The 26,701-nt window shown below is 68.3% G+C and carries 22 protein-coding genes; 13 read left to right on the top strand and 9 right to left on the bottom strand.

What is annotated here, in order from left to right; translation table 11 throughout:
• The first annotated feature begins 3 nt into the window (after positions 1-3).
• The 5 genes from ACODSL_RS06470 (at position 4) to ACODSL_RS06450 (ending at position 5,732) form a co-directional block, all read left to right on the top strand.
• Positions 4-1,281: an aminotransferase class III-fold pyridoxal phosphate-dependent enzyme gene (locus tag ACODSL_RS06470; RefSeq protein WP_488899841.1), complete on the top strand. Its 1,278-nt coding sequence runs from the start codon at positions 4-6 to the stop codon at positions 1,279-1,281.
• Positions 1,282-1,300: 19 nt separating this feature from the next.
• On the top strand, positions 1,301-2,728 hold the full coding sequence (locus ACODSL_RS06465; protein WP_488899840.1) for an amidase: 1,428 nt from the start codon (positions 1,301-1,303) through the stop codon (positions 2,726-2,728).
• A 101-nt stretch (positions 2,729-2,829) separates the two neighbouring features.
• On the top strand, positions 2,830-3,792 hold the full coding sequence (locus ACODSL_RS06460) for a quinone oxidoreductase family protein (protein WP_488899839.1): 963 nt from the start codon (positions 2,830-2,832) through the stop codon (positions 3,790-3,792).
• Between the two features lie 176 nt (positions 3,793-3,968).
• Positions 3,969-4,970 (top strand): LLM class flavin-dependent oxidoreductase, encoded by a 1,002-nt coding sequence (locus ACODSL_RS06455; protein WP_488899838.1) that lies wholly within the window; start codon positions 3,969-3,971, stop codon positions 4,968-4,970.
• Positions 4,971-5,294: 324 nt separating this feature from the next.
• Positions 5,295-5,732 (top strand): hypothetical protein, encoded by a 438-nt coding sequence (locus ACODSL_RS06450; protein ID WP_488899837.1) that lies wholly within the window; start codon positions 5,295-5,297, stop codon positions 5,730-5,732.
• 90 nt (positions 5,733-5,822) lie between these two features.
• On the opposite strand, the gene ACODSL_RS06445 is transcribed toward ACODSL_RS06450, so the two are convergent.
• Positions 5,823-7,199: an MATE family efflux transporter gene (locus ACODSL_RS06445; protein ID WP_488900286.1), complete on the bottom strand. Its 1,377-nt coding sequence runs from the start codon at positions 7,197-7,199 to the stop codon at positions 5,823-5,825.
• Between the two features lie 386 nt (positions 7,200-7,585).
• Here ACODSL_RS06445 and ACODSL_RS06440 point away from each other — a divergent pair, with 386 nt between their 5' ends.
• Positions 7,586-8,008: an OsmC family protein gene (locus tag ACODSL_RS06440; protein WP_488899836.1), complete on the top strand. Its 423-nt coding sequence runs from the start codon at positions 7,586-7,588 to the stop codon at positions 8,006-8,008.
• A gap of 4 nt (positions 8,009-8,012) precedes the next feature.
• On the opposite strand, the gene ACODSL_RS06435 is transcribed toward ACODSL_RS06440, so the two are convergent.
• The 5 genes from ACODSL_RS06435 to ACODSL_RS06415 all read right to left on the bottom strand — a co-directional run bounded on the left by ACODSL_RS06435 (position 8,013) and on the right by ACODSL_RS06415 (position 15,327).
• Positions 8,013-9,266 carry a cytochrome P450 gene (locus ACODSL_RS06435; RefSeq protein ID WP_488899835.1) on the bottom strand — a complete coding sequence of 418 codons (1,254 nt, stop codon included), beginning with the start codon at positions 9,264-9,266 and terminating at the stop codon, positions 8,013-8,015.
• An 86-nt stretch (positions 9,267-9,352) separates the two neighbouring features.
• Positions 9,353-10,405 carry a L,D-transpeptidase family protein gene (locus tag ACODSL_RS06430; protein ID WP_488899834.1) on the bottom strand — a complete coding sequence of 351 codons (1,053 nt, stop codon included), beginning with the start codon at positions 10,403-10,405 and terminating at the stop codon, positions 9,353-9,355.
• 24 nt (positions 10,406-10,429) lie between these two features.
• Positions 10,430-11,383 carry a D-alanyl-D-alanine carboxypeptidase family protein gene (locus ACODSL_RS06425; RefSeq protein WP_488899833.1) on the bottom strand — a complete coding sequence of 318 codons (954 nt, stop codon included), beginning with the start codon at positions 11,381-11,383 and terminating at the stop codon, positions 10,430-10,432.
• Positions 11,384-11,573: 190 nt separating this feature from the next.
• Positions 11,574-13,139, bottom strand: coding sequence for a class I adenylate-forming enzyme family protein (locus tag ACODSL_RS06420; RefSeq protein ID WP_488899832.1), 1,566 nt, complete (start codon positions 13,137-13,139; stop codon positions 11,574-11,576).
• A 121-nt stretch (positions 13,140-13,260) separates the two neighbouring features.
• On the bottom strand, positions 13,261-15,327 hold the full coding sequence (locus tag ACODSL_RS06415) for a 3-hydroxyacyl-CoA dehydrogenase NAD-binding domain-containing protein (RefSeq protein WP_488899831.1): 2,067 nt from the start codon (positions 15,325-15,327) through the stop codon (positions 13,261-13,263).
• A 96-nt stretch (positions 15,328-15,423) separates the two neighbouring features.
• Here ACODSL_RS06415 and ACODSL_RS06410 point away from each other — a divergent pair, with 96 nt between their 5' ends.
• The gene (locus ACODSL_RS06410) at positions 15,424-16,614 is read left to right on the top strand and encodes an acyl-CoA dehydrogenase family protein (RefSeq protein WP_488899830.1); all 1,191 of its coding nucleotides are present in this window, start codon (positions 15,424-15,426) and stop codon (positions 16,612-16,614) included.
• 242 nt (positions 16,615-16,856) lie between these two features.
• Here the strand turns inward: ACODSL_RS06410 and ACODSL_RS06405 are convergent, their stop codons facing one another.
• A complete protein-coding gene (locus tag ACODSL_RS06405; RefSeq protein ID WP_488899829.1) occupies positions 16,857-17,501 on the bottom strand; it encodes a hypothetical protein in 645 nt (214 codons plus the stop codon).
• A 48-nt stretch (positions 17,502-17,549) separates the two neighbouring features.
• Complete coding sequence (locus tag ACODSL_RS06400) at positions 17,550-18,632, bottom strand: hypothetical protein (RefSeq protein ID WP_488899828.1); 1,083 nt, start codon at positions 18,630-18,632, stop codon at positions 17,550-17,552.
• A 185-nt stretch (positions 18,633-18,817) separates the two neighbouring features.
• On the opposite strand from ACODSL_RS06400, the gene ACODSL_RS06395 reads away from it, so the two are divergent.
• The 5 genes from ACODSL_RS06395 (at position 18,818) to ACODSL_RS06375 (ending at position 24,108) form a co-directional block, all read left to right on the top strand.
• Positions 18,818-19,843 (top strand): NADP-dependent oxidoreductase, encoded by a 1,026-nt coding sequence (locus ACODSL_RS06395; protein ID WP_488899827.1) that lies wholly within the window; start codon positions 18,818-18,820, stop codon positions 19,841-19,843.
• Positions 19,843-20,634 carry an enoyl-CoA hydratase/isomerase family protein gene (locus tag ACODSL_RS06390; protein ID WP_488899826.1) on the top strand — a complete coding sequence of 264 codons (792 nt, stop codon included), beginning with the start codon at positions 19,843-19,845 and terminating at the stop codon, positions 20,632-20,634. Before ACODSL_RS06395 ends, ACODSL_RS06390 begins: the two co-directional genes overlap by 1 nt.
• A 127-nt stretch (positions 20,635-20,761) precedes the next feature.
• Complete coding sequence (locus tag ACODSL_RS06385; protein ID WP_488899825.1) at positions 20,762-21,916, top strand: acyl-CoA dehydrogenase family protein; 1,155 nt, start codon at positions 20,762-20,764, stop codon at positions 21,914-21,916.
• Positions 21,913-23,067 (top strand): acyl-CoA dehydrogenase family protein, encoded by a 1,155-nt coding sequence (locus ACODSL_RS06380; protein WP_488899824.1) that lies wholly within the window; start codon positions 21,913-21,915, stop codon positions 23,065-23,067. The genes ACODSL_RS06385 and ACODSL_RS06380 overlap by 4 nt, the downstream gene beginning before the upstream one ends.
• 258 nt (positions 23,068-23,325) lie before the next feature.
• A complete protein-coding gene (locus ACODSL_RS06375; protein WP_488899823.1) occupies positions 23,326-24,108 on the top strand; it encodes a glycine zipper 2TM domain-containing protein in 783 nt (260 codons plus the stop codon).
• 85 nt (positions 24,109-24,193) lie between these two features.
• On the opposite strand, the gene ACODSL_RS06370 is transcribed toward ACODSL_RS06375, so the two are convergent.
• Positions 24,194-25,204 (bottom strand): adenosine deaminase, encoded by a 1,011-nt coding sequence (locus ACODSL_RS06370; protein WP_488899822.1) that lies wholly within the window; start codon positions 25,202-25,204, stop codon positions 24,194-24,196.
• A 189-nt stretch (positions 25,205-25,393) separates the two neighbouring features.
• Between ACODSL_RS06370 and ACODSL_RS06365 the strand changes: the two genes are divergently transcribed.
• A complete protein-coding gene (locus ACODSL_RS06365; RefSeq protein ID WP_488899821.1) occupies positions 25,394-26,650 on the top strand; it encodes a GTP cyclohydrolase II in 1,257 nt (418 codons plus the stop codon).
• Positions 26,651-26,701: the final 51 nt, after the last annotated feature.

Raw genomic sequence — 26,701 nt, 5'->3', positions numbered from 1 at the left:
ACGATGACGGCCAGCGGCTCCAACAGCGTCGATCGCAACCTCCGCCGCCGGGCCGAGGCGGTGATCCCCGGCGGCATGTACGGCCACCAGTCTGTGGGGCTGCTGCCCGACGACTATCCGCAGTTCTTCCGCAGCGGCGACGGCGCCCACATCACCGACGCCGACGGCAAGCGCTACCTCGACCTGATGTGCGCCTACGGGCCCAACCTGTTCGGCTACGCCAACCCGGGTATCGACGCCGCCTATGTGCGCCAGCTGGGGCAGGGCGACGCCTTGACCGGCCCCACAGGCCTGATGGTCGAGCTGGCCGAGGCCTTCGTCGGCATGGTGACCCACGCCGACTGGGCGATGTTCTGCAAGAACGGCACGGACGCCACGACCATGGCGATGATGACCGCCCGCCAGCACACCGGCCGCAAGACCCTGGTGCTGGCCCGCGGCGCCTATCACGGGGCCGCGCCCTGGTGCACGCCCAGGCCCGCCGGCACGACTGCCGAGGACAAGGCCAACCAGATATTCTGCGCCTACAACGACATCGCCAGCCTCGAGGCCGCCGTGGCCAAGGCTGGCGACGATCTGGCGGCCATCTTCGCGGCGCCCTTCCGTCATGACGCCTTCATCGACCAGGCCGCGCCGGACCTGGCCTACGCCCGGCGCGCCCGTGAACTGGCAGACCAGACGGGCGCCCTGCTGATCGTCGACGACGTGCGCGCCGGCCTGCGGATCGCCCGCGACTGCAGCTGGTCGGCGATCGGCGTCCAGCCGGACCTGTCGACCTGGGGCAAGTGCATCGCCAACGGCCACCCGATCTCGGCCCTGCTCGGCAACGACAAGGCCCGCAAGGCCGCCGCCTCGATCTATGTCACCGGCTCCTTCTGGTACGCGGGCGCGGCCATGGCGGCGGGACTGGAAACCCTGCGGCTGGTGCGCGAGACCGACTATCTGGAGCGGATCACGGCGCTGGGCGAAACCCTGCGCGCGGGCCTCGCCGAACGCGCCGCCGCCGCCGGCTTCGGCTTCCGCCAGACCGGGCCCGGCGTTATGCCGCTGTTCCTGTTCGACGACGACCCGGACCTGCGCAAGGGCTTCTGCTGGTCCAGCGCCATGCTGGGCAAGGGCGTCTACGTCCACCCCTGGCACAATATGTTCCTCTGCGCGGCGATGACCGACGCCGATATCCAGTTCGCCCTCGACGCGGCCGAACAAGCGTTTCAAACTCTGAAAACGCAGGCGCACGACCTGCCGCCGGTGGAGAAGCTCGCCTTCCTCTCCGCGCGATAGAACATCACGGGAGAGACAGATGGCGTTCGCCGAGTACGCGGACCACGACGGCCTGGGTCTGGCCGCGCTGGTGAAGAAGGGCGAGGTCTCGCCGGCCGAGCTGGTCGACGCGGCCATCGAGCGCATCGAGCGCCACAACCCCACGCTCAACGCCGTCGTCCACAAGGCCTATGACGAGGCGCGCAAGGTCGCCGCCGGGCCGCTGCCCGAGGGGCCGTTCCAGGGCGTGCCGTTCCTGATCAAGGACCTCGGCGCCCAGGTGCAGGGCTGGCCGCGCAGCTCCGGCTCGATGTACGCCCAGGTCGCGGCCGACGCCGCCGACAGCGAACTGGTCCGCCGCTATCGCAACAGCGGCGTGGTCCTGCTGGGCAAGACCAACACGCCGGAGTTCGGCATCCCGGGCGTCACCCAGTCCGAGCGGCTGGGCCCCTGCGGCAATCCCTGGAACCCTGAGCACATCAGCGGCGGCTCGTCCGGCGGCGCGGCCAGCGCCACGGCGTCGGGCATGGTGCCGCTGGCCCACGCCAGCGACGGTCTGGGTTCCATCCGCATCCCGGCGGCCAACTGCGGCCTTGTCGGCATGAAGATCACCCGCGACCGCACGCCCATCTGTGAAGTCACTGACGGCGCGATCGGCTTCTCGGTCCACCATGTGGTCAGCCGCACGGTGCGCGACAGCGCCGCCATGCTCGACGCGACTGACGGCCCGCAGGCCGGCGACCCCTTCACCCATCCGAAGAAGGAGCGGCCGTTCCTCGAGGAAGTCAGCCGCAGTCCCGGCAAGCTGAAGATCGCCTGGTCCAACGAAACCCCCAGCGGCCGGCCGATGGGCGACGAGATGATCGCCGCGACCCAGAAGACGGTCGAGACGCTCAAGCACCTCGGCCACGAGGTGGTCGAGATGGGTCTCGGCATCGACTACCGTCTGCTCTACCGCGCCCAGGGTCTGGTCTCGGCCTCCAACTTCGCCGCCTCGATCCAGCGCTGGGTCGAGCTGCTCGGCCGCGAGCCGGAGCCGGGCGAACTGGGCCCGCTGGCCCAGCGCGGCTACGACGGCGGCCGCCGCGTCTCCGGCCAGCAGGCGCTGTGGGGCTGGCAGACCCTGCGGCTGATCAACATCCAGATCCTCGAGCGCTTCCAGTCGTTCGACGTCTTCCTGACCCCGACCATGAGCCACCCGTCGCCGCGCATCGACTGGCTCGACCCGCTGACGGTCGACGTGAAGGAATTCGACAAGCGCCAGGCGGCCACCTACGGCACCACCCCGCCGTTCAACTTCACCGGCCAGCCGTCCTTGTCGCTGCCCCTCTGGGAAAGCGTTGATAAGTTGCCGCTCGGCATGATGTTCACCGGCCGCTTCGGCGACGAAGCGACGCTCTATCGGCTGGCTGGCCAGCTGGAGAAGGAAATCCCCTGGATCGGCCGCAAGCCGCCGGTGTGGGGGTAGCCGGGGACATGTACCGCCAGGTACGTGTCCCCTAATCGAGCCATTGCTGAATCTGGATTGGGGGACACGTACCTGCGGTACATGTCCCCGAGGAGCCCCCCATGAAAGCCGCCGTCTACTACGAGAACGGATCCCCCGACGTCCTGAAGTACGAGGACGTGCCTGACCCCGTCTGCCATCCCAAGGGCGTCATCATCCGCGTCCTCGCGGTCTCCATCGAGGGCGGCGATACGCTGAACCGCTGGCGCGGCCCCCTCGTCACGAAGCCGCACATCGTCGGCTACCAGGCCGCCGGCGAGATCGTCGAGGTCGGCTCGGAGGTCACCCACCTCAAGGTCGGCCAGAAGGTCGCCACCTGCGACGGCTTCGGCAGCCACGCGGAGCTGCGGCCGGTGCCGGCTCGCAACTGCTGGCCGATCCCGGACAGCCTCGACCCGCGCCACGCCGCCGTCATCCCGGTGGCCTTCGGCACGGCCCATGACTGCCTGTTCGAGTTCGGCCGCCTCAAGGCCGGCGAGACCGTGCTGGTCCAGGCCGGCGCCTCGGGCGTGGGGCTGGCCGCCATCCAGCTGGCCAAGCGCGCCGGCGCGCGGGTGCTGGCCACCGCCTCCAGCGACGCGCGGCTGGAGAAGCTCAAGGCCTACGGCCTCGACCACGGCATCAACTACACCCGGGACGCCGTGCCCGAGGCGGTGATGAAAATCACCGACAAGAAGGGCGTGAACCTCGTGGTCGACAGCGTCGGCGGCCCGACCCTGCAGGGCTCGATTCTGTCGCTGGGCTATCGCGGCCGGGTCTCGATGGTCGGCCAGGCCGGGCGCGAGCCGATGGTCGTCGACGTCGGCAGCCTGATGGGCGGCAACCGCTCCCTCAGCGGCGTCTTCCTCGGCGCCGAGATCATGACCGACCGCGCCCACGACATGATCCAGGGCCTGATCGAGGACGCGGCGAAGGGCGACATCAAGGTCGTCATCGACCGCGAGTTCCCGCTGTCGGAAGCGGCAGCGGCGCACGCCTACATCGAGAGCCGGCAGGCGGTGGGTCGGGTGCTGCTGATTCCGTGATGCGACTTCGCTCTCCCAGAGGGAGAGCTGTCGCCGCGGAGCGGTGACTGAGAGGGAGGCACGGTGCTCGACTGTTGATTGCGGTGTCTCCCTCTCCGACCCGGCCCCGCCGGGCCACCTCTCCCTCCGGGAGAGGAAAGACTTTATCGGCAGCCGCGAGCCCCCATATCCCCCTCATGACTCCTCTCTCCGTACTCGACCTTGCCCCCGTCGTTCAGGGCTCCAGCGTCCAGCAGGCGCTGCACAACAGCCGCGACCTGGCGCAGCACGCCGAGCGGTGGGGCTACAACCGGTTCTGGCTGGCCGAGCATCACAACATGCGCGGCATCGCCAGCGCGGCGACCAGCGTGCTGATCGGCCATGTGGCCGAGGGCACCTCGACGATCCGCGTCGGGTCGGGCGGGATCATGCTGCCCAACCATGCGCCGCTGCAGATCGCCGAGCAGTTCGGGACGCTCGCGGCGCTGTACGGCCCGCGCATCGATCTCGGCCTCGGCCGCGCGCCGGGCACCGACCAGCTGACCGCCCGCGCCCTGCGCCGGACCATGGTTGGCGACGTCGACCGCTTCCCCGCCGATGTGATGGAGCTGATGCGCTACTTCCAGCCGGCCCAGCCGGGCCAGGCCGTGGTCGCCACGCCGGGCGAGGGGCTCGACGTGCCCGTCTGGATCCTCGGCTCCAGCCAGTTCGGCGCCCATCTGGCCGCCGCGCTCGGCCTGCCCTACGCCTTCGCCAGCCACTTCGCGCCGCAGGAGATGGAGGCCGCCGTGGCCGCCTACCGCGCCCGGTTCGAGCCCTCGGCCCAGCTCGACAAGCCCTATGTCATGCTGGCGCTGAACGTCTTCGCCGCTGACACCGACGAAGAGGCCAGGCTGCTGTTCACGTCGTTGCAGCAGGCCTTCGTCAACCTCGCCACCGGCATGCCCGGCCGCCTGCCGCCGCCGTTGGAGGGCTATGAGGCCCGGCTTCCCGCCGACGCCAAGGCGCGGCTCGCGTCAGCCCTGCGCTGTTCGGTGGTCGGCTCGCGCGAGACCGTGCGCAAGGGCCTGGCCGAGTTCATCGCGCGCACTGGCGCCGACGAGCTGATCATCACCGGCCAGATCCACGACCACGCGGCCCGCCTGCGCAGCTTCGAGATCACGGCGGAAGCGAACCGCGAGTTGGCGGACGCCGCCTAGATCCTCCCCATCGGGGGAGGTGGCCCGAAGGGCCGGAGGGGGTCACCCGAGATCTGAGCAGACCCCCTCAACCCGCTTCGCGGACAGCTCCCCCAAAGGGGGGAGCATCTTGTCTGGCGAACCATCCTGCCTTAGACGCCCCGTCCATGGCTCTCGCCCGCACCATCGCCGCGCAGCAACAACGTCGGACTCTTCCGGCGGCCGTTGCGCGTGCGGTGAGGTGATCGAGGCCCGATCCATCTTCCACCCCATCGAACAGACCCCGCCGGCGACCCCGGCGGGTTTGTCGTTCCGGGGCGCCGGCTTCATTGACAGGAGCCTTCCATGACCACCCCCTTCACCACTGACGCCGAGATCATCGCCATCGGCGAGGGCGTCGTCGCCCGAACCCTGCCCAAGCCGGCCTGGACCCATGCGGCGCATTTCGCGGCCGCCGTCTGGTTGATCGCCGGCCAGTCGACGCTCGATCCGGAGCGCGACATGCCGGGCCTGATCCGCGCCTACAACACCGCGACCGGCGTGCCCAACACCGACTCCGGGGGCTATCACGAGACCATCACCCTGGCCTCGCTGCGGGCGACGCGCGCGTGTCTCGCCAGCCTGCCGGAAGGGACGCCGCTGTTCGAGGCCTGTAACCGGCTGATGGCGACGAATCTCGGCCGGCGCGACTGGCTGCTGGCCTTCTGGACTCACGAGCGGCTGTTCTCGCCCGAGGCGCGGCGGACGTGGGTCGAGCCGGATGTGAAGGCGCTGCCGTTCTGACCAGCGACCGGGGACATGTACCGCAGGTACGTGTCCCCTAATCGAGCGGCGGGTTTGGGGGACACGTACCTGCGGTACATGTCCCCGGCGTCACCCCGCCCGCGTGATCCGCGCGAACCGTGCGACCATCAGCACGGCCGCCACGGCCAGGCCCACGGCCAGGCCGATCCAGATGCCCAGGCCCTGCATCTTCAGCACCACGCCGAGCAGGATGCAGACCGGGGCCCCGACCAGCCAGTAACTGACGCCGGCGAGGATCATCGGCATGCGGGCGTCCTTCAGGCCGCGCAGCGCCTGGGCGCCGACCACCTGCAGGGCGTCGAACACCTGGAACGCCGCGGCGATCATCAGGAACTGGGTGGCGAAGATCACCACCTGGTCGTCGCCCGCCCGGCCGTGGCCCAGGTAGAGGGCCGCGATCTGCGGACCGAACAGCACCATGGCCACGGCCACCACGCTGATGAAGCCGACCGCCAGAACCATGGCGGTGATCCCGGCGCGGCGCGCGGCGGGCATGTCGTCCCGGCCGGCGGCCAGACCCACGCGCACCGTCGACGCCATCCCGATGCCCAGCGGCACCATGAAGGTGATCGAGGCGAAGTTCAGCGCGATCTGGTGCGCCGCCACGGCGACGGCGCCGAACGTGCCCATGATCAGGGTCATGGTGTTGAACAGCATGGCTTCGAAGATCATCGTCATGCTGATCGGCATGCCCAGACGGATCAGTTCCTTGACCCGCACGGGCACCGGCCTGTGGGCGCGGCGGAAGATGCGATAGGCGCGCAGGCTGGGGGTCAGCCAGATCACCACGACCATGGCGACGAACTCGAACACGGCCGAGACCGCCGTGGCCAGGCCAGAGCCCAGCAGCCCGAGCGCAGGCAGCCCGAAGTGACCGAAGATCAGGCTCCAGCCGAGCAGGCCGTTGACTCCGATCGCCGCCAGCATGACCCACAGGGCCGCCGCCGGCTTGCCCAGCGCGGCCGTGAAGCTGCGCAGGGCCTGATAGCCCAGCGCGAACGGCAGGCCGATGGCCAGCATCGAGACGAAAACGCCGGCGTCGCGCGCCAGCTGCGGGTCCTGTCCCAGGTGCGACAGGATCCAGCGGGCGTTGAGCATGATCAGCATCAACGGCAGGGCGGCCAGCATCGTCACCCACAGGCCCATCCGCACGGTGGCGCGCACATGCCGACGGTCTCGCGGCGAGGCGCCGAGGATCTGGGCCACGACCGGCGAGACGGCCATGCCGGGGCCGCTGCCGATCAGCCAGGCGAAGAAGAACACGGTGTTGCCGATAGCCGCGGCGGCCAGGGCTTCGCGGCTAAGCCGGCCCAGCAGCACGACGTCGGTGGTCATGATGGCCATCTGCGCCAGCTGCGAGCCGGCCATCGGGGCGGCCAGCACCAGCAGCGCGCGAGCTTCAATGAGCCAGGGCGTTCTTCGCAGGGCGGTCGGGTTCAGGGTCATGTCGGTCACGGTCGGAGACTTTCAGAGATAAGCCCGAACCCGATGGACGCTGGATGACGGATACAAAAAATCCCTCCAGAGCGATCGGGCTCGGGAGGGACGGGGCGCTGGATCGAAACGTGATCTAGGCGGCGCAAACCTCGCGAGCAGACGCGGTGCAACCCGCGCCAACGGGCGCGGAGGAGGCCGGTCGAAGGGTCATGCATTTGGACGTCTGCATGGTTTCCTGCTCGCGATTCGACGGGCCCCATGCCCATCCGGTGACCACTCGTTACCCGGGTAACGATGTCCCGTCAAATCGTCACGGCGGCGTGAGATGCCGTGGGACCGCAACCGATGGCGCCCGTTCGGCGCTACAGTGGACCACGGCAGCAAGGGAAGAGACCATGATCCGCAAGGCGACCGCACACTGGCAGGGCACGGGCCGCGACGGCTCCGGCGACCTCACGACGGGATCCGGCGTTCTGTCGGCCGCCCCCTATGGCTTCAAGACCCGCTTCGAGAATGAGCCGGGGACCAACCCCGAGGAGCTGATCGCGGCGGCCCACGCCGGCTGTTTCACCATGGCCCTGGCGTTCCAGCTTCAGACGGCCGGCTTCACGCCCGAAAGCCTGACCACCGAGGCGGCGGTGTCGCTGGACTCGAAGGACGGCGGGTTCACCATCACAAGGTCCGCGCTGACCCTGACCGCGAAAGTTCCGGGTCTGGATCAGGCGAAGTTCGATGAACTGGCCGGCGTGGCGGAAAAGAACTGCCCGGTGTCGAAGCTGCTGAAGGCCGAGATCACCCTGGACGCGACGCTCGTCTGACGCCTCAGTTGCGACCCGGGATGACCACCGGCAGGTGCTCGTAGCCCTTCACGAACGAGGAGGCGACGCGCGTCGGCTCGCCGGTCACCTGGATGTCCGGGAAGCGGGCGAGGATTTCCTCCCAGATGATCCGCAGCTGCAGTTCGGCCAGACGGTTGCCGACGCAGCGGTGGATGCCGAACCCGAACGAGAGGTGCTGGCGCGGGCGTTCGCGGTCGATGATGTAGCTGTTGGGGTTCTCGATGACCTCGTCATCGCGGTTGCCCGAGACGTACCACATCAGGACCTTGTCGCCCTTTTTGATCTTCTGGCCGTTCAGCTCGACGTCCTGCAGCGCGCGGCGACGCATGTAGGCCAGCGGCGTCTGCCAGCGGATGGTCTCCGACACCATCGAGGGGATCAGCGACGGGTCGGCCTTCAGTTTGGCGAACTGGTCGGGGTTCTGGTTCAGGGCCAGGATGCTGCCGGTGATGGTGTTGCGGGTCGTGTCGTTCCCGCCGACGATCAGCAGGATCAGGTTCCCGAGATACTCCATGCGATCCATGTTCCGCGTGGATTCGCCGTGGCACAGCATCGAGATCAGGTCGTTCTTCGGCTCGGCGTTGACCCGCTCGTTCCACAGCCGGGTGAAGTACTCGACGCATTCGAACAGCGCCGCGCGGCGGTGGTCCTCGCCCTTGTAGAACGGGCTGAACTTGCTGGCGGTGGCCGTGTCGGACCAGTAGGTCAGCTTGCGCCGGTCTTCCCACGGGAAGTCGAACAGCGTCGCCAGCGTCATGGTCGTCAGCTCGATCGAGACCTTGTCGACCCAGTCGATCTCCTCGCCGATCGGCAGCTCATCGAGGATCTTCGCCGCGCGCTCGCGGATGATCGGCTCGAGGTACTGCAGGTTGCCCGGCGAGACGACGGGGCTGACCGTCTTGCGCTGCACGTCGTGCTTGGGCGGGTCCATGGCGATGAACATCGGCAGCCGGAAGTCCTCCGACCCCTCGGCCAGGGTGATGCCGCCCTCGGACGAGAACACCTGGTGGTTGGTGTCGACGGCCATGATGTCGTTGTACTTGGTCACCGACCAGTAGGGCCCGAACTCGTGCTCGGCCTGATAGTGGACCGGCGCTTCCTTCCGGAGGCGGTCGAAGTAGGGCCACATGGTGTCGGTCTGGAACAGCAGCGGGTCGGCGACCTTGATCTCCGACAGCGGCATGCTCCAGGCGTGCTCGGCGGCGGTCTGCTTCAGATCCACGGACCCGTCGCTCATGGTCATTCTCCCCGTTCGTTTTAACTACCTTGGCCCTTCCGGAGCCTGACGGCTAGGGGCGGGGGTACGCAAATCGGGTAGCGGCCTCAGCCGGTGAACTCGACGGCGACGCCCGGCTTGACGGCGGCGGCCAGCTGCAGCGCGTCCCAGTTGGTCAGGCGAACGCAGCCGTGGCTGAAGGTCTTGCCGATTTCCTTGGGTACATCGGAGCCGTGAATGCCGAAGGTGTCCTTCGACAGGTCGATCCAGACGAGCCCGACAGGACTGTTGGGGCCTGCGGGAATGGTCACCTTCGTCTTCGACGAGCCGAAGGTCAGCCGCTTGGGATCAAAGGTATAGGTCGGGTTCGGCGCGACGGCCCGCACGGTCATACTGCCTGTCGGCGCGGGCCGGTCGGTGCTGCCGATGCTGGCCGGATAGAAGGCGAGCAGCCGGCCGTCGGCGGCGTAGGCCTTCACGGCTCGCTCTGCCTTGTCCACGACGATCCGCGTCACCGGCGCGGCCAGCGCCTGCGCGCGAACAGCCGGCACGACGATGGCGGTTCCGGCCTTTGTCAGGTCGACGCCCGGGTTCAACGCCTGCAACAGGGTCGGGGTGGTGTGAAACGTCTCGGACAGCAGTTCGGCCGGGCCGGAATAGGCCAGCTTCGGCAGCTTGCTCTGCGCGACCAGATCGGTCGGCATGTCCAACACGAACGGTCCGGCGACGTCGGCGGCGGTGATCACATAGTCGGTCAGGGCGGGCGCGGTATCCGCGCCGGTCAGGCGGGCGAACACTTCCTGGTCCAGCACCCCGTCGACCGGCAGGCCCTGGGCGCCTTCATAGGCGGCGATGGCCTGCCGCACGTTCTCGCCCGAGAAGCCGTCGATCACGCCCGGCGAAAAGTCGGCCCGGTCCAGCAGCACCTGGGCGCGCAGGACGGCCGGGTCTGCTTCTGCGTTCAGCGGCGCAGCCGGCGCGCCCGGCGCCGGAACGGGGGCCGGCGTGAAGACGGCCGCGTCGATGGCCGTGCGGGTCAGCGTCGGCGGCGGTGTGACGATCACAGCGGCCGGAACGTCATGGCCAGCCCTTGGATCAGCGCCATCGCCACAGGCGGCGAGGGTCAGCAGCAGGGCGGCGGAAAGCGGTGCACGGATCACGGACTTGTCTCCTGGTCAGGAGACCTAAGCGCGCGTCGCGCCCCGCTGTTCCGGCGGCGACCATTCCCAGTGCCAGGGCTCGAAGACGTAGTTCACGAAGCCATAGCGATGCGCGTTGCGCACCAGCCAGAGGTAGGTCGGCGTTTGCGACTGGAACAGGCGGTTGCCGTTCTCGGTCGAATCCACCCGTCCCCCCGGCGCCGCGCCGACGATGATGTCGAACGCCAGCCCCGTGCGATGCGCCGAGCAGGGCGCGCGGGTGACGTTGTCACAGCCGCCTTGCAGGAGGCAGGTCAGGTCGTTCTCGACCGGGCTGCGGTAGCCGGAGAAGATCAGCAGCGCCTGCCGGTCGCGCGCTATGGCGGGATCAGCGGCGCGGGCGTCGGCGACCATCCGGCGATAGGCGGCCAGCGCATCGGCGCGCAGCTGCATCGGCCGGGCGCCATAGACCTCCTCCGGCCGGGCCGTGGCCAGCAGGGCCGGGTCCGGCGCGGCCGGGCAGTCGCCGTGCCGGCTCAGCACGACGAACGGCCGCTGGAGATGCCAGCGCACCTTCATCTGGCTGAACGTGTCCTGGTCCATCACCCCGGTGGGCTTGCGGCCGTGCGCACGTTGCCATCCGGCCAGCGCGTTGGCGAAGCCGGGGCTTTCCCAGGCGCAGTTCGAGGCGATCTCGACGGCGATGCGCGGGGCATACGTGCGCCAGCCGGTCTCCGGAGGGCCGTAGGGCATCCACGCCAGCGCGTCGATATCGACGGCGTTGCGCGCCGCGGCGGCTTCAAAGGCCGGGGCGTCGGTGCAGGCTTCCTCCGGCGGCTGGTCCCAGGCCGGAGCAGAATTGACCCGCGCCGGATTTGGCGATGCGGCGATCAAGGTCATTTCACGGGTCAGGTGGACGTTTGACGGCCTCGGCGCGAACCAGGCCACGCCCAGCATCACCACCGCCCAGACCACGACTGCCCAGAAAATCACCTTCATCCCGCCACCCTGCGCCCGATCGTCCCGGGAGGGAAACGCGCGAGATGCCGTTCGGGGACCAAGGGTCTTTCACCCAATGTTCCGCTCATCCCGGCGAAGGCCGGGACCCAGGCTTTTTCAGGAACACTCGGGCGCGAGCGGACTCACATCAAGAACACCTGGGTCCCGGCCTTCGCCGGGATGAGCGGATTTATTGGGCCTTGCCCTTCACATACTCATCCCGCAGCTCGCGCTTGAGCACCTTGCCGATGTGGCTGCGCGGCAGGACGTCGATCAGCACCAGGTCGGAAACCCGCTGGGTCTTGCCGACCTTGGTGTTGGTGAACGCCCGGATCTCCTCGGCCGTGGCGGTCTCGCCGGTCTTCAGGGCGACGAAGGCCACCGGCGTCTCGCCCCAGGCGTCCGACGGCGCGGCGATGACGGCGGCCTCGGCCACGGCGGGATGCTGCACGATCACCGACTCCAGATCGCTCGGATAGACGTTGAAGCCGCCCGAGATGATCATGTCCTTGCGGCGGTCCATCAGCGTCAGGAAGCCGTCCTCGTCGAGCCGGCCCACGTCGCCGGTGCGGATGTAGACGTCGCCCGTCTTCGGGTCGGTCCACTGGGCTTCGGCCGTCTTGCCCGGCTGGTTGTGGTAGCCGCTCATGGTCGCCGCCGACCGGCCGACGATCTCGCCGACCTCGTTGGGGCCCACCTCGTTACCCTCTTCGTCGATCATCTTGATGATCGCGCCCGGGCTGACCTGGCCGACGGTGTGCAGCTTGTCCGGATGGAGATGGCCCTGCAGCATGAAGCCGCCGCCGCCCTCGGTCATGCCGTAGTATTCGATCAGTCCGCCCGGCCAGCGCTCCAGCGCCTGCTTCTTCAGCTCGGCCGAGAACGGCGCGCTGGTGGCGAACTTCATCACGAAGCTCGACAGGTCGTAGCGGTCGAAGTCGGGGTGTTCGAGAAGCCGCCGGTACTGCACCGGCACCAGCATGGCGTGGGTCACGCGGTGCTTTTCCGCGGCTGTCAGCCACTTCACCACGTCGAACTTGGCCAGCATGACCACCGTCCCGCCGCCCGCCAGCGCCGGGAAGAAATGCACCAGGGTCGTGTTGGAATAGAGCGGCGTGGAGATGAACGCGACCGCGTCGGGGCCGAAGCCGACGCCGTCCTCTCGCGGGGCCAGGTGCCGCCAGCGCATGCCGTGGCTCTGGACGATGCCCTTGGGCGTGCCGGTCGTGCCCGACGAGTAGATGATGTTGAACGGGTCTTTCTTTTCCAGCGTGACCGGCGCGGGCTTCGCGCCCACAGGCGGCAGCCAGTCGGCGAACGCCTGGCCGACGTCGGAGCCGTCCAGCGCGACCTGCTTCGTCTTCACCTGCTCCAGGGCCGCGCCCATCTCGGCGGCGACGGTCTTGTCGAGGAAGAACAGGCTGGCCCCGGAGTCATTGACCATCGCCACGATCTGCTCGGGCGTGGAGGAGGGCGCGATCGGCGCCACCGCCGCCCCCGCGCGAAGGCCCCCGAGGTAGAGCGCCGCGTATTCGATCGAGGTCGTCGCGCAGACCGACAGGGCCTGGCCCTTCTGTACACCGTACCGCTGCAGGCCCGCCGCGACGCGATCCATCATCGCGTCCAGCTCGCCCCAGCTCATCGACCGGTCGTCCTGGATCAATGCGACCTTGCCGGGATGCGCGGCCGCGTTGAGGCGGAGGATGTCGGGCACCGTGCCGAAATCGGCGGCGATCATGTCTGGCAGGGTGGTCATGGCGTTCGGGTCCAAGGGGTTAGGGACTACGGGCTAGGGGCTAGGGACTAGAAAAAAGGGGCCGGGGTCGCGCGATGCGACTGACCCCTAGCCCCTAATCCCTAGCCCCTCAGGTCAGGCCCTACTTCAGGTCCTTGAACCCTTTGCCCTCGGCGACCAGCTTTTCGAGCAGGGCGGACGGCTTGAAGAAGTCGCCCATCTCGTTCTGGTACTGCTTCAGGCGCTCGAGCACCTTTGGCAGGCCGACGAGGTCGGCGTAGTGCATCGGGCCGCCGCGATAGACGGGCCAGCCGTAGCCGTTGATCCACACGATATCGATGTCCGACGCGCGGATCGCCTTGCCCTCTTCGAGGATCTTGGCCCCCTCGTTGATCATCGGGAAGATCGTCCGCTCGAGGATTTCCTCGTCGCTGATGTCCCGCTGGTTCAGGCCCTGCTTGGCGGCGAAGCCCTTGATGATCTCTTCGGTCACCGGCGAGGGGATCGCGTTGCGGTTCTCGTCGTAGTCGTAATAGCCGGCGCCGGTCTTCTGGCCGCGGCGATCCAGTTCGCAGAGCTGGTCGCGGATGGTCTCGCCCTTCGAGGTGTCCTTGTTCCAGCCGATGTCCAGGCCGGCCAGATCGCTCATGGCGAACGGACCCATGGGGAAGCCGAAGTCGTAGAGCACGCGATCGACGTCCCAGGGCATGGCGCCTTCCATTACCAGGCGCTGGGCCTGGTTCTGGCGCTGGAACAGCATGCGGTTGCCGACGAAGCCGGGGCAGACGCCCACGAGCACGGCGACCTTGCCGATCTTCTTGGCCAGCTTCATCGAGGTGGCGATGACCTCGTTGGAGCTGTGGTCGGTGCGGACCACTTCCAGCAGGCGCATGACGTTGGCCGGCGAGAAGAAGTGCAGGCCGATGACCGCTTCGGGACGCTTCACCGCCGTGGCGATCTCGTCGATGTTCAGGGCCGAAGTGTTGCTGGCGAGGATCGCGCCCTGCTTGACGATGGTGTCCAGCTTGCCGAACACCTCCTTCTTGACCGCCATGTTCTCGAAGATGGCCTCGATCACCAGATCGCTGTCGGCCAGGTCTTCGAGCGCGAGCGTACCGGTCAGCAGACCCATGCGCTGCTCGACCTGCTCCATCGTCAGACGGCCGCGTTTGGCGGTGTTCTCGTAGTTCTTGCGGATCACGCCCAGACCACGGTCCAGCGCTTCCTGCTTGGTCTCGACGATGGTCACCGGGATGCCGACGTTGAGGAAGTTCATGGCGATGCCGCCGCCCATGGTGCCGGCGCCGATGATGCCGACCTTCTTGACCGGAATTTCGGCCGTGTCGTCGGGCACGTCGGGGATCTTGTTGGCCAGGCGCTCGGCGAAGAAGACGTAGCGCTGGGCGGCCGACTGGGCGCCGGTCATCAGGCCCATGAACAGGGTCCGCTCGACCTTCAGGCCTTCCTCGAAGGGCAGCAGCGAAGCCTCGACGCACTTGATGTTGGCTTCGGGCGCATCAAAGCCGCGGAACTTGCGGGCGTTGGCCTTGCGGAACGCGGCGAAGACCTCCGGCGAGCCGCCGGCCACCTCGCGGTCGCGGACCTTCTTCAGCGGCATCTTCTCGTCGAGCACCTTGCGGGCGAAGGCGACGGCGCCCTCGAGCAGCTTGCCCTCCTCGGCCATCGCGTCGACGAGGCCCATGGCCAGGCATTCCTTGGCCGGCACGTGCGCGCCGCTGGTCATCATCTCCAGCGCCTTCTCGGCGCCGACGATGCGCGGCAGGCGCTGGGTGCCGCCTGCGCCCGGCAGCAGGCCGAGGTTCACTTCCGGCAGGCCGCACTTGGCCGACGGAACGGCCACGCGATAATGGGCCGTCAGGGCCACTTCGAGGCCGCCGCCGAGCGCGGTCCCGTGGATCGCGGCGACCACCGCCTTGGGCGAGTTTTCCATCATGTTCTGGACGTCGAACAGGCTGGCGCCCTTCTGGGCTCCGCCAAATTCGCTGATGTCGGCGCCGGCGATGAAGGTGCGGCCCGCGCAGATCAGCACGATGGCCTTCACCGAGTCGTCGGCGATCGCGGCCTTGAAGCCTTCGAACAGGCCGTCGCGGACGTTCGCCGACAGGGCGTTCACCGGCGGCGAGTTCAGCGTGATGATGGCGATGTCGCCATCCTGGGTCAGTTCGGTGACGGAATTTATTGCGGCCATGACGCCTCACCCCTATCGTTCATTGAAACGCTTGTTTGAGCGCAAACTGCCGAGCCGGACCGCGAGAGTCCAGCGCACAACACTGGGAGACGTCCGATGGATCTCGATTTCCTGCCTGAGCACGCCGAATTCCGTAAGGAAGTCCGCGACTGGATCGAAGCCAACTACCCGGCCGAGACCCGCCGCAAGCAGGAGGCCGGCGAACATCTCGGCAAGGAAGACATCCTCGCCTGGCACCGCACGCTGCACAAAAAGGGCTGGCTGACCCCGTCCTGGCCGGTCGAATTCGGCGGCACAGGCTGGGATTCGGTCCGCAAATACATCTTCAGCGAAGAGCTCGCCCGCGCCCAGACCAGCCAGACCAGCTTCGGCCTCGGCATGATCGGGCCGGTGCTCTACACCTTCGCCACGCCCGAGCAGAAAGAGAAGTTCCTGCCGGGCACGATGAACGGCGACATCTGGTGGTGCCAGGGCTACTCCGAGCCGGGCGCCGGCTCCGACCTCGCGGGCCTGTCGACCCGCGCCGTGCGCGACGGCGACCACTACGTCGTCACCGGCCAGAAGACCTGGACCACGCAGGGCCACTTCGCCGACTGGGGCTTCTTCCTCGTCCGCACAAATCCCGACGCGAAGAAGCAGGAAGGCATCTCCTTCCTGCTGATCGACATGAAGAGCCCGGGCATCACTGTGCGTCCGATCATCACCATCGAGGGCGGCCACGAGGTCAACGACGTCTTCCTCGACAACGTCCGGGTGCCCGTCGCCAACCTGATCGGCGAGGAGAACAAGGGCTGGACGGTCGCCAAGTACCTGCTCGGCCACGAGCGCACCGGCATCGCCGGCGTCGCCCGCTCCAAGCGCGGCATCGAGCGCCTGCGCGAGCTGGCCACGGCGGAACTGGCCGACGACGCCCAGCCGCTGATCCGCGACAGCGACTTCCGCCGCAAGGTGGCCGAGCTGGAGGTCGATCTTGCCGCTCTGGAATACACCGAGCTGCGCAGCCTGGCCTCGGAGAGCAAGGGCAAGGGCCCCGGACCGGAAGCCTCGCTGCTGAAGGTCAAGGGCACCGAGGTCGGCCAGCGCCTGACCGAACTGACGCTGGAAGCGGCCGCCCACTACGGCGCGCCCTACGCCCGCGGCATGCAGGGCGGCAACGACCTGCCCGTCGGCCCCGACTACGCCGGCAAGGCCGCCCCGACCTACTTCAACATGCGCAAGACCTCGATCTTCGGCGGCTCCAACGAGATCCAGCGCAACATCATCGCCAAGGCCGTGCTGGGGCTCTGATTAGAACTCCTCCCCCGGAGGGGGAGGGGGACCATGCGGAGCATGGTGGAGAGAGAAGAACCGGCGCCTGACGATCGGCGGCTCCCTCTCCGACCCGGCTCCGCCGGGCCACCTCTCCCTCCGGGAGAGGAAATGCGAAAAGCGCGGAACAGCCGCCGAACAAAACTCAACCCCTAGCGGTCGGGCGATGTTCCAACGCTATCCCTTCGGGTTGGTGATTCGTTCTCTTCGGCCTCGTCGGCTCAGCCGAACAGGCCCCTGAAGAAGCCCGCCAGGGCGGCCCAAACCCCCGCCAGCCAGCCCAGTAATCCACCGCCCTTCGCCTCCCGCTCGGGCACGAACCAGCTGGGCGCGGCGGGCGGGGCGCAGTTCATGCGCATGCCGGCGCCCTTGAGGTAGCCACGGCGGATCTTGCCGGCGTTGATCGCCTCGGCGACCCGCTTGTCACGCCGTTCCGCGCCGGAGAGTTTGCGCACCCAGCCGCGGAAGGGCAGCAGGCTGCGGGTCTTGTCGCCGACGGCGCTGACCGCGGCGTCCCCCGCAGCTTGTTTGAGCTTCTGACCCCGGGTGCGGTGGTCGGGCGGCGGCGGCTCGTCCAGGTCCGGCCCCAGCGCCTCGTTCAGCCGGCCGATCTCGCCGGCGATGCCCTCGCAGCGCGCCAGCCCGTCCATGTCGTAGGGACCGGCGACCGCGCGCTTGAGCACGTCGGGAATGCGGGTGTGCTTCAGGTTCAGATCATCGAGCGGGGCGGTGACCGCGTCGCGGAAGTCCGGCCGGGCCTGGGTCTCGCCCCGGTCCTGACGCGGATCGGGCTTCCTGCCGTCCTGGGCCAGCACAGGCCCGGCGAGAAGGAAGCTCAGGGCTGTGATCAGGCTCAGGCGGCGCATGGAACGTCCATAGACGATTCAGCGACGCGGCGGAATTGAGGCGTCGGGTCAGGGCTTGATCAGACCGACCATCGCCGCCGTCGCCGAGGCGATCATGCCGTCGACGGCGACGCCGTAGAGCTTCTCGTCCGTCAGGGTGGCGGTGAAGTTGAACTGGAAATCCGCGCCCGGCGCGAAGATGCCGCCCAGCCGGCTGGTGCCGGTCACATTGAAGAACTCGCCATCGTTGACCAGGGGGGCGGCGAGGCGAACCACGACATCGCCGTCCTTGGCCGGGGCGGGTTTGGTGAAGGCGACTTTCTGCCATTTCGGATTGCCGGTCGGGGTGCGGAACGCGATGCGCGTCTGGTCGGGAACCAGGCTCAGCTGTGCGGCGGCGGAGCCTTCGCCGGTGGTCACGATGCGGCTGCCCAGTTGCCGTTTGCGATCCGCGAAAGCCTCGCCGATGTTTACGACGTAGAAGGCCTTGACCACATTGGCGTTGAGCTCCTTGGCCAGCTTCACCTCGAGGCCCGGCAATTTCCAGGTCGTGCCGATCGACACCACGCTCGGACCGCCCGGGGTGATGCTCTTGCCGCCCATGCCGCTCATCCAGCCGATGTAGCTCTTCGGCTGCTCGAACAGGCTGCCTTCGACGCTGTAGGGCAGGTAGGGCGTCAGGCCGGCGGCGCTGACCAGGGTCATGTCGCCCAGAGCGTTTCCGAACCGCGTGTAGTTGGGCAGGCCGGCCAGCTTGATCATTTCGCCGTAGGTCGCGCTGGCCTTCACCTCGGATTCCGGCACCACCTCGTAGCCGGCGGCCGTCAACTGCGTCTTCAGCTGCGCGTAGGCTTCGTCGGCGATCCGCGCCTGCAGGGCCGGATCCATGTTCGGCAGCGCGAGGACAGCGCGCGCCGAGCTCTTGTCCGCCAGCATGCCGCTGCCCGCGAGCCGCTCCCCGGCCACCGAGGCCTGGAAGGAGACCACCACCGCGGAAATCGCCACGCGCCGCGTTCCGCTCAGTCCGGCAGCCGTGCTGTCGGTAAAGGCGGCGGTCGGTGCGGCCGTCTGGGCGCTGGCCAGCGCCGGTGACAGCAGACCGAACGCGACGGCCGCAATGGTCAGGGTCGAACGGAGAAAAGAGTGCGCCACGGGCCAGCCTCTGGTCTGATGCGATGAGGTCTGACCTATCGTCGCGTTCCCGGAGGATCGCCACAGCGGGCGCCCCTCAAAAAGGGGGCCGCCTTTCCCGCAAAGGCGTGGCCTGTCCCTTCCCCCCGCCCTCTAACCGCGTAATCTGGCGACCAGACCGGGACCCGCCCGGCGCAGGAGGAAAGATGCCGGGAACAACCCGCCGCTGGGTGCTGGCGCGCCACATCGAAGGGGCGCCATCGCCCGAGGACTTCCGGCTGGAAGAGGCGCCGCTCGGCGAACTGGCCGAGGGCAAATTCCTGTCCCGCGTGATCCTCAGCTCCGTCGACCCCGGCACCCGCTCGCGCCTGTCCGGCGGCGACAGCTACGCCGGGGCGATGAAGATCGGCGAGGGCATCGACGGCTTCTGCGTCGCCGAAGTCATCGAGAGCAGGAACCCCAACTACGCGGTCGGCGACCTGATCGCGGCGGGCGGCGGCTGGCGTGAGCACTTCGTCTCCGACGGCCGGGGCTTCATCCAGAAGATCACCGACCGCCGCGTGCCGCTGGGCTGCTGGATCGGCATCCTCGGCGTGCCAGGCCTGACCGCCTGGTTCGGCCTGAACCGCGTCGGCCAGGCGAAGGACGGCGAGACCCTGCTGGTCACCTCCGCCGCCGGCCCGGTCGGCGCGACGGCCGGTCAGCTCGGCAAGAAGCTTGGGATGCGCGTCGTCGGCGTCGCCGGCGGAGCGAAGAAGTGTGCCTGGCTGAAGGAAGAGGCCGGCTTCGATGCAGTCATCGACTACAAGGCCGAACCGGACCTGACCGCCGCCATCAGGGCGGCCTGCCCCGAGGGCGTCGACGTGCTGTTCGACAACGTCGGCAACGAGATGGTCGATCGCGTCCTGCCGATGATGAAGCTGCGCGGCCGGGTCGTCGTCTCCGACCAGGTGGCCGACTACAATCTGCCGGTTGAGCAGCGCTATGGTCTCAAGCACACCGACGTCTTCATCACCCACCGGGTGCGGATGGAGGGGCTGGTGGTGTTCGACGACATCCGCCAGTTCGCCGCCGCCCAAGGCCAGATGGCCGACTGGATCGCCGACGGCTCGCTGAAATTCGCCATCGAGGAGTTCGACGGGTTGGAGCGCGCCGCCGAAGCCTTCTGCGGCCTGTTCCGCGGCGAGAATTTCGGCCGCCGTCTCGTGCGCGTCAGCAAGGACCCCGCCTGATGAAGTTCGAGGACTACCAGCGCTTCACCTTCCGCCGCGATGGGCGGATCCTGATCTGCGCTTTCAGCGGCAATGCGGTGAACGCCGTCGACGCCAGGATGCATGACGAACTGGCCGAGCTGTTCGTCGACCTTCAGCATGACGACGACAGCGACCTGATCGTCCTGACCGGCGAGAACCGCGCCTTCTGCGCCGGCGGCGACTTCGACTGGTTCGATGAACAGATCAGCGACCCCCGGAAGTTCCGGGCCATCGCCTATGACGCCAAGCGGATCGTCAGTGGACTGCTGGATCTGGAAAAGCCGATCATCGCCCGGCTCAACGGCGCGGCGGCGGGCCTTGGCGCGACCATCGCCCTGCTGTGCGACGTGATCATCGCCGACGAGACGGCGAAGATCGGCGACCCGCATGTGAAGGTCGGCCTGGTCGCCGGCGACGGCGGGGCGATCATCTGGCCCCAGCTGATCGGCTTCGCCCGGGCCAAGGAACTGCTGATGACCGGCGACCTGCTGTCGGCGACCGAGGCAGCCCGCATGGGGCTGATCAATTACGCCGTTCCCGCCGCCGAGCTTGACGCCAAGGTCGCCGAGATCACCGGCAAGATCCTCGGCAACCCGCGCTGGGCGGTGCGCTGGACCAAGATGACGGCCAATATCACGCTCAAGCAGATCATGGTCAGCACCAGCGACGCGGCGGTCGCCTATGAGTCCCTCTCCAACATGACCGCCGACCGCAAGGAGGCCGTCGCCGCCTTCCGCGAGCGCCGGCCGATGAACCTGACGGGGGAGTGATGGGACACAAAACATCCGCTCATCCCGGCGAAGGCCGGGACCCAGATCAAAGGGCGTTCGGCCGGCGGGCTGACATCGAGATTTTTCATCTGGGTCCCGGCCTTCGCCGGGATGAGCGGGTTTGGGAATGACCGAACCCGAACACGTCACCGCTCTCCGCGCGATCCTCCAGCGCTTCGTCCTCGAAAAGGCCCCGCGCGAGAAGCGCCGCGAGTGGGACCGGACCCACACCTTCCCGCGCGACCTGTTCCGCGAGCTGGCGGACCTGGGGCTTTGCGGCCTGACCATCCCGGAGGAATACGGCGGCACGGGCCCGGACATCCTCGCCGCCGTCGCGGCCATCGAGGAGCTATGCCGTGCGGGGTCGTTCCTCGCCGGACCGTTCATCCAGTGCGCCTTCTACGGCGGCATGAACATTCTCGAGAACGGCTCGGCCGAACAGAAGGCGGACCTGCTGCCCAGGCTGGCGAAGGGCGAGCTGTTCTTCGCCTATGGCCTGTCCGAGCCCGACGTCGGCGGCGACCTTTCGCAGGTGACTACCCGCGCCCGCCGCGAGGGCGACGAGATCGTCATCAACGGGGCCAAGCGCTGGTGCACCGGGGCGGACTTCAGCGACTACATCTACTGCCTGGTGCGCAGCGACCCGGACGCCCCGGCCCGCAATGGCCTCAGCTTCGTGCTGATCCCGACCGACGCGCCCGGCGTGACCATCACCCCGATCGACCATGTGAACCTGCGCTACACCCTCTCGTCCGACGTCCATTTCGACGAGGTCCGCCTGCCGCTGTCGGCTATCGTCGGCGGGCCGGAACGCTGGAACCAGGGCTGGAAGATGTTGGCCGGCCGGGCGCTCGACATCGAGAAGCTGGAGATCAGCGCCTGCGCCTTCGGCATCGCCCAGGCGGCGCTGGAGGAGGCCTGGCGGTACGCCCAGGACCGGGTCCAGTTCGGCAAGCCGATCAGCGGCCACCAGGCCGTGCGCCACGCCCTGGTCGATGCGAAGACCAGGCTCGAGGCCTGCCGCCTGATGCTGTGGAACGCCGCCCGCCTGGCCGATGCGGGCGAGCCCTGCGCCGCCGAGACCAGCATGGCCAAGCTGTTCATCGCCGAGGCCGGCGTCGAGATCGCCCTGACCTGCCAGCGGGTCATGGGGGCTTACGCCATGTCGGCGGACTACGATATCGAGCGCAACGTGCGCGACCTGCTGGGCATGCCGATCGTCGGCGGCTCCTCGAACATGCAGCGCAACAATCTCGCCGCCCTGTGGAAGTTACCCGGATGACCTTCAACGCCGTCACCGTCGCCCAGTCCTTCGCCGACGAGGTCAGCCGCCGCGCGCCGGAGATCGAGAGCCTCCGCCGGTTGCCCGCCGATCTGGCCAGGAAGTTCGCTGACGCGGGGCTGTTCCACATGGTGCTGCCGGTCGCGCTCGGCGGGCGGAACACGCCGCCGACGCAGATCGCTCTGGCGCTGGAAACCCTCGCCCAGGCTGACGCCTCCGCCGCCTGGTGCGTGATGATCGGGGCAACCATGGGGGGCATGGCCAACCGGCTGCCGGCCGGCGCCGCGCGCGAAGTGTTCGGCGAGCCGGGGGTCATTTCGGCCGGCGTCTTCGCGCCGATGGGCCGGGCGGTGGAGGACGGTGACGACTGGATCGTCACTGGCCGCTGGCAGTGGGGCAGTGGCTCGCAGAACGCCAGCTGGATCGCCGGCGGCGCCGTGCTGATGGGCCCGGACGGTCCGCTCACGGACGACAATGGCCAGCCAAGGCACCGGATGATGATCTTCCCCGCCGCCGAGGTGGAGCTGATCGACACCTGGCGCACCGCCGGCCTCTGCGGCACCGGCAGTCTCGACTTCCAGGTCAAGGACATGCGGGTGCCCAAGGCGCGTAGCGTGGCGTTGCAGTCCGATCCGGTGACGGTCGATACGCCGCTGGCCCGTTTCCCGGTCTTCTGCCTGCTGGCCATGGGCGTGGCCGCCGTGGCTCTCGGCAATGCGCGCGGCGCCCTGCTCGCAGCCGGCGCCGCGGCCCAGACGAAGAAGGCGGCGGGGTCGCAGCGGACGATGGCGGAGCGCAACGTGGTCCAGGCCGACTTCGCCCGCGCCGTGGCGAAGCTTTCAGCCGCCCGCGCCTTCTATTTCGAGACCATCGCCGTCCTCTGGGCGGAGATCCAGGCCGGCGGGGAGGGGGGGCTGGAGCCGCGCAACCGGCTGCGTCTCGCCTGCGCCCATGCCGCCGAGGCCAGCGCCGATGTCAGCAAGGTCGCCTACGACATGCTCGGCGGTTCGGCGGTCTATCTCGAGAACGACCTGCAGCGCCGCTTCCGCGACGCCAACGTCATCACTCACCACGCCATGGTCGCCCCAGCGATCTACGAGCTGACCGGCCGGGTGCTGCTGGGCCTGCCGACGCGGGTGGATCAGCTTTAGGAGGCGGGGATCCTCCCCCATCGGGGGAGGTGGATCGCCATCTGGCGAGACGGAGGGGGTCCGCTCAGATCCGGGGTGACCCCCTCAGTCGCCCCGGATCTTGTCCGGGGCGACAGCTCCCCCGATAGGGAGCATTCGCCCTCTCACGCAACCGGTTAACGGGACCCGCGTTCTGTCAGCGTATCGGGGGTGGGCGCTCGCGAGGGCGTCGATCAGACCGGTCGCCGCTCCGCCCAGGCAGGAAACGGAACGACGACCATGAAGACCAGATTTATCTCCCTCGCCGTGGCTAGCGCCATCGCCCTCAGCGCCGGCGCCGCCTTCGCTCAAAGCGCACCGCCGACCTGGGAAGAGTACAACGCCCAGCAACGCTCGTATCAGCAGCAACAGGGCGCCTATCAGCAGCAGCAGGACGCCTACCAGGACCGTCAGGCCGCCTACGCCGACCAGCGCCGCGCCTACGAGGCCAAGCGCGCCCAGTATCTGCGCGATCGCGACACCTATGACCGCCGCTATGGCGCCGGGGCCTATGAGCGGCAGTACGGCGCCTGGCGCTATGAACCCGCGCCCTATGCCAACAACGGCCCCGACTATGGCCCGGACCGCTCGCGCGGCGGTGACTTCGATCGCTATCGCAACAGCCCGTGCGAACAGCGCCGGAGCAACAACACCACCGCCGGCCTGATTATCGGCGCCCTGGCCGGCGCGGCCATCGGCTCCAACGTGGCGGCCACCGACGTGCAGACCGAGGGCGCGGTGCTCGGCGCCATCGTCGGCGGCAGCCTCGGCGCCAGCGTCGGCCGCGACACCGCCCGCTGCGACGCCCGCGGCTACTGGTACAGCAAGAACGAGACGATCCCGTACCGCGAGGCCCGCTACTATCGTGATCGCGGCGAGCGCAGCGGCCAGTACGGCTACAATCAGTACGCCCGTCGCGGCTGCCGTCTGGCCGCCGCGCCGACGGACTACAGCGGCCGCACGGACTACCGCTACGTCCGCGTCTGCCCCGACCGTCAGGGCCGCTATCGCATCACGGGCTAACCAGAAGCGGGGACATGTACCAAAGGTACGTGTCCCCTAAGCCCGCGCGCTCGATTGGGGGACATGGACCTGCGGTGCATGTCCTCTAGCGGGCGTACTCATCGATCGCCGTCAGATGCCGCGCCACCCGTTCCTCATCGAGGAATGACCCCGTGAAGCTGTTCTTCGCCAGCGTCACGATTTCGGCCCGTGACAGGTCCAGCGCCCGCGCGGTGCGCGTGAAGTTCTCGCCGATGTAGCCGCCGAAATAGGCCGGGTCGTCGCTGTTGCAGGTCGCCTTCAGGCCCAGGTCCAGCATCCGCTTCATCGGATGGTCTTTCAGGTCGTTCACGACACAGAGTTTCAGGTTCGACAGCGGGCAGACGGTCAGCGTCATCTCGCTGGCGACCAGCCGCTGCACCAGCGCCGGATCTTCCAGCGCCCTGTTGCCGTGGTCGATGCGGTCGACCTTCAGCAGGTCCAGCGCCTCCCAGACATACTCGGGCGGGCCTTCCTCGCCGGCATGGGCGCTCAGCGTCAGGCCGCGTTCCTTGGCCGCCTTGAACACCTTAGCGAACTTCGACGGCGGATGTCCGACCTCGGACGAATCCAGCCCGACGCCGACCAGCCGGTCCAGCCATGGGTCGGCGGCCTTCAGCGTGGCCATCGCCGAGTCCTCGTCGAGGTGGCGCAGGAAACACATGATCAGGCCGGACGTGATGCCCAGCTCGGCCTCCGCCGTCTTCATGCCGGCCAGCAGGCCGTCGATGGCGATGGAGAAGGGCAGGCCACGATCCGTGTGCGTCTGCGGGTCGAAAAAGATCTCCGCATGGACCCCGCCGTCGGCGTGCAGCCGGCGGAAATAGGCCATCGCCATGTCGTGGAAGTCCTGCTCGTTCTGCAGCACCCCCGCGCCCTGGTAGTAGATGTCGAGGAAGTCCTGCAGGTTCGAGAAGGCGTAGGCGGCGCGGACCTCCTCGACCGAGGTGAACGGCATGTCGATGCCGTTGCGCCGGCCGAACTCGAACATCTGCTCGGGTTCGAGGCTGCCTTCGATGTGCAGGTGCAGTTCGGCCTTGGGCAGGCCGCGGATGAAGTCGTCGAGCGTGTCGGTCATGGCGCCATCTCACGGCCCCGGCGGCTCGTGGTCAAGGCGAACGGTGCGATTGCCGATTCACGCCCGGCGGGCGCCTGACTTGCCAACCCGGAATCACGGGAGCACTATCCTCGCTCAAAGGCTCCTCGCCGGCGAAAACCGGGGGGAGCCTTTTCGATTCTGGAGGCGCCGTCGGCGCGCGAACTGAAGATGTCTGTAAATCGCCAAGGCCACATCCGTCTGACTTCCCACCCGGGATCAGGCGCGCCCAGTCGTTTCCCGCTGACCTGGGGAGCCCCGACCGCCCGTGAGCGCGGCCCGGTGGTCGCCACGGTCAATTCCGGCAGCGACCGCAACGCCATCGGCGCCCACGGCGGCGCCTATTCCATCTACCGCTCGCTGGCCATCGCGTCCGGCGCCCTGAACCCGCTGGTCCGGCCCGACCTGACCGACACCGCGCCGGTCGTCGATGTCGGCCCGTTCAGTCAGTGGACGGATCCGCACAAGATCGTCTCGCTCGATCCCTGGGGCCACCGCATCCAGCAGGACTTCGCCGCCGAGGTGGCCGAAGGCGTCGACATCCGGCCCTCCATCGCCATCACCAAGGCCCGCCTGACCCTGCCGGAGATCAGCGACGCCATCGACGCCGGCCGGCTGAAGATCGACGGCACGGTGGTCCACGAGACCCGCGACGTGGCCGTGACCAAGGCCGCGCTCGATCCGGTCTGGTATCTGCCGGGCATCGCCGAGCGGTTCGAGGTCGACGAGGTCACCCTGCGTCGGACCCTGTTCGAACAGACCGGCGGCATGTACCCCGAGCTGGTCACCCGGCCGGACATCAAGGTGTTCCTGCCCCCGATCGGCGGCATCACCCTGTACATCTTCGGCGACCCGGCCGCGATCGCCGACCCGGCCCGCCGCCTGACCTGCCGCGTCCACGACGAGTGCAACGGCAGCGACGTGTTCGGCTCGGACATCTGCACCTGCCGGCCCTACCTGATCCACGGCATCGAGGAGGCCGTGCTTGAGGCCCAGAACGGCGGCGCCGGCCTCATCGTCTACAATCGCAAGGAAGGCCGCGCGCTCGGCGAGGTGACCAAGTTCCTCGTCTACAACGCCCGCAAGCGCCAGCCGGGCGGCGACCAGGCGGCGACCTATTTCGAGCGCACCGAATGCGTCGCCGGCGTCCAGGACGCCCGCTTCCAGCAGCTGATGCCGGACGTGCTGCACTGGCTGGGCATCAAGCACATCGACCGTTTCGTCTCGATGTCCAACATGAAGCACGACGCCCTGATCGAGGGCGGCATCACCATCGGGGAGCGCGTGCCGATCCCGGCCTGGCTGGTTCCCGACGACGCCAGCGTCGAGATGGAAGCCAAGAAGGCCGCCGGCTACTTCACCCCGGAAGGCGCGCCCTCCGCCGAAGACCTGAAGAAGACGGTGGGACGCGATCTTGGGGAGTTCTGATCTCAAAGCCCGTCATCCTCGTCCTTGTGGCGAGGACCCCTCGCCCAGCCG

Source organism: Caulobacter sp. FG121, from assembly GCF_057809815.1.
This window is presented reverse-complemented; position numbering and strand designations above follow the sequence as displayed.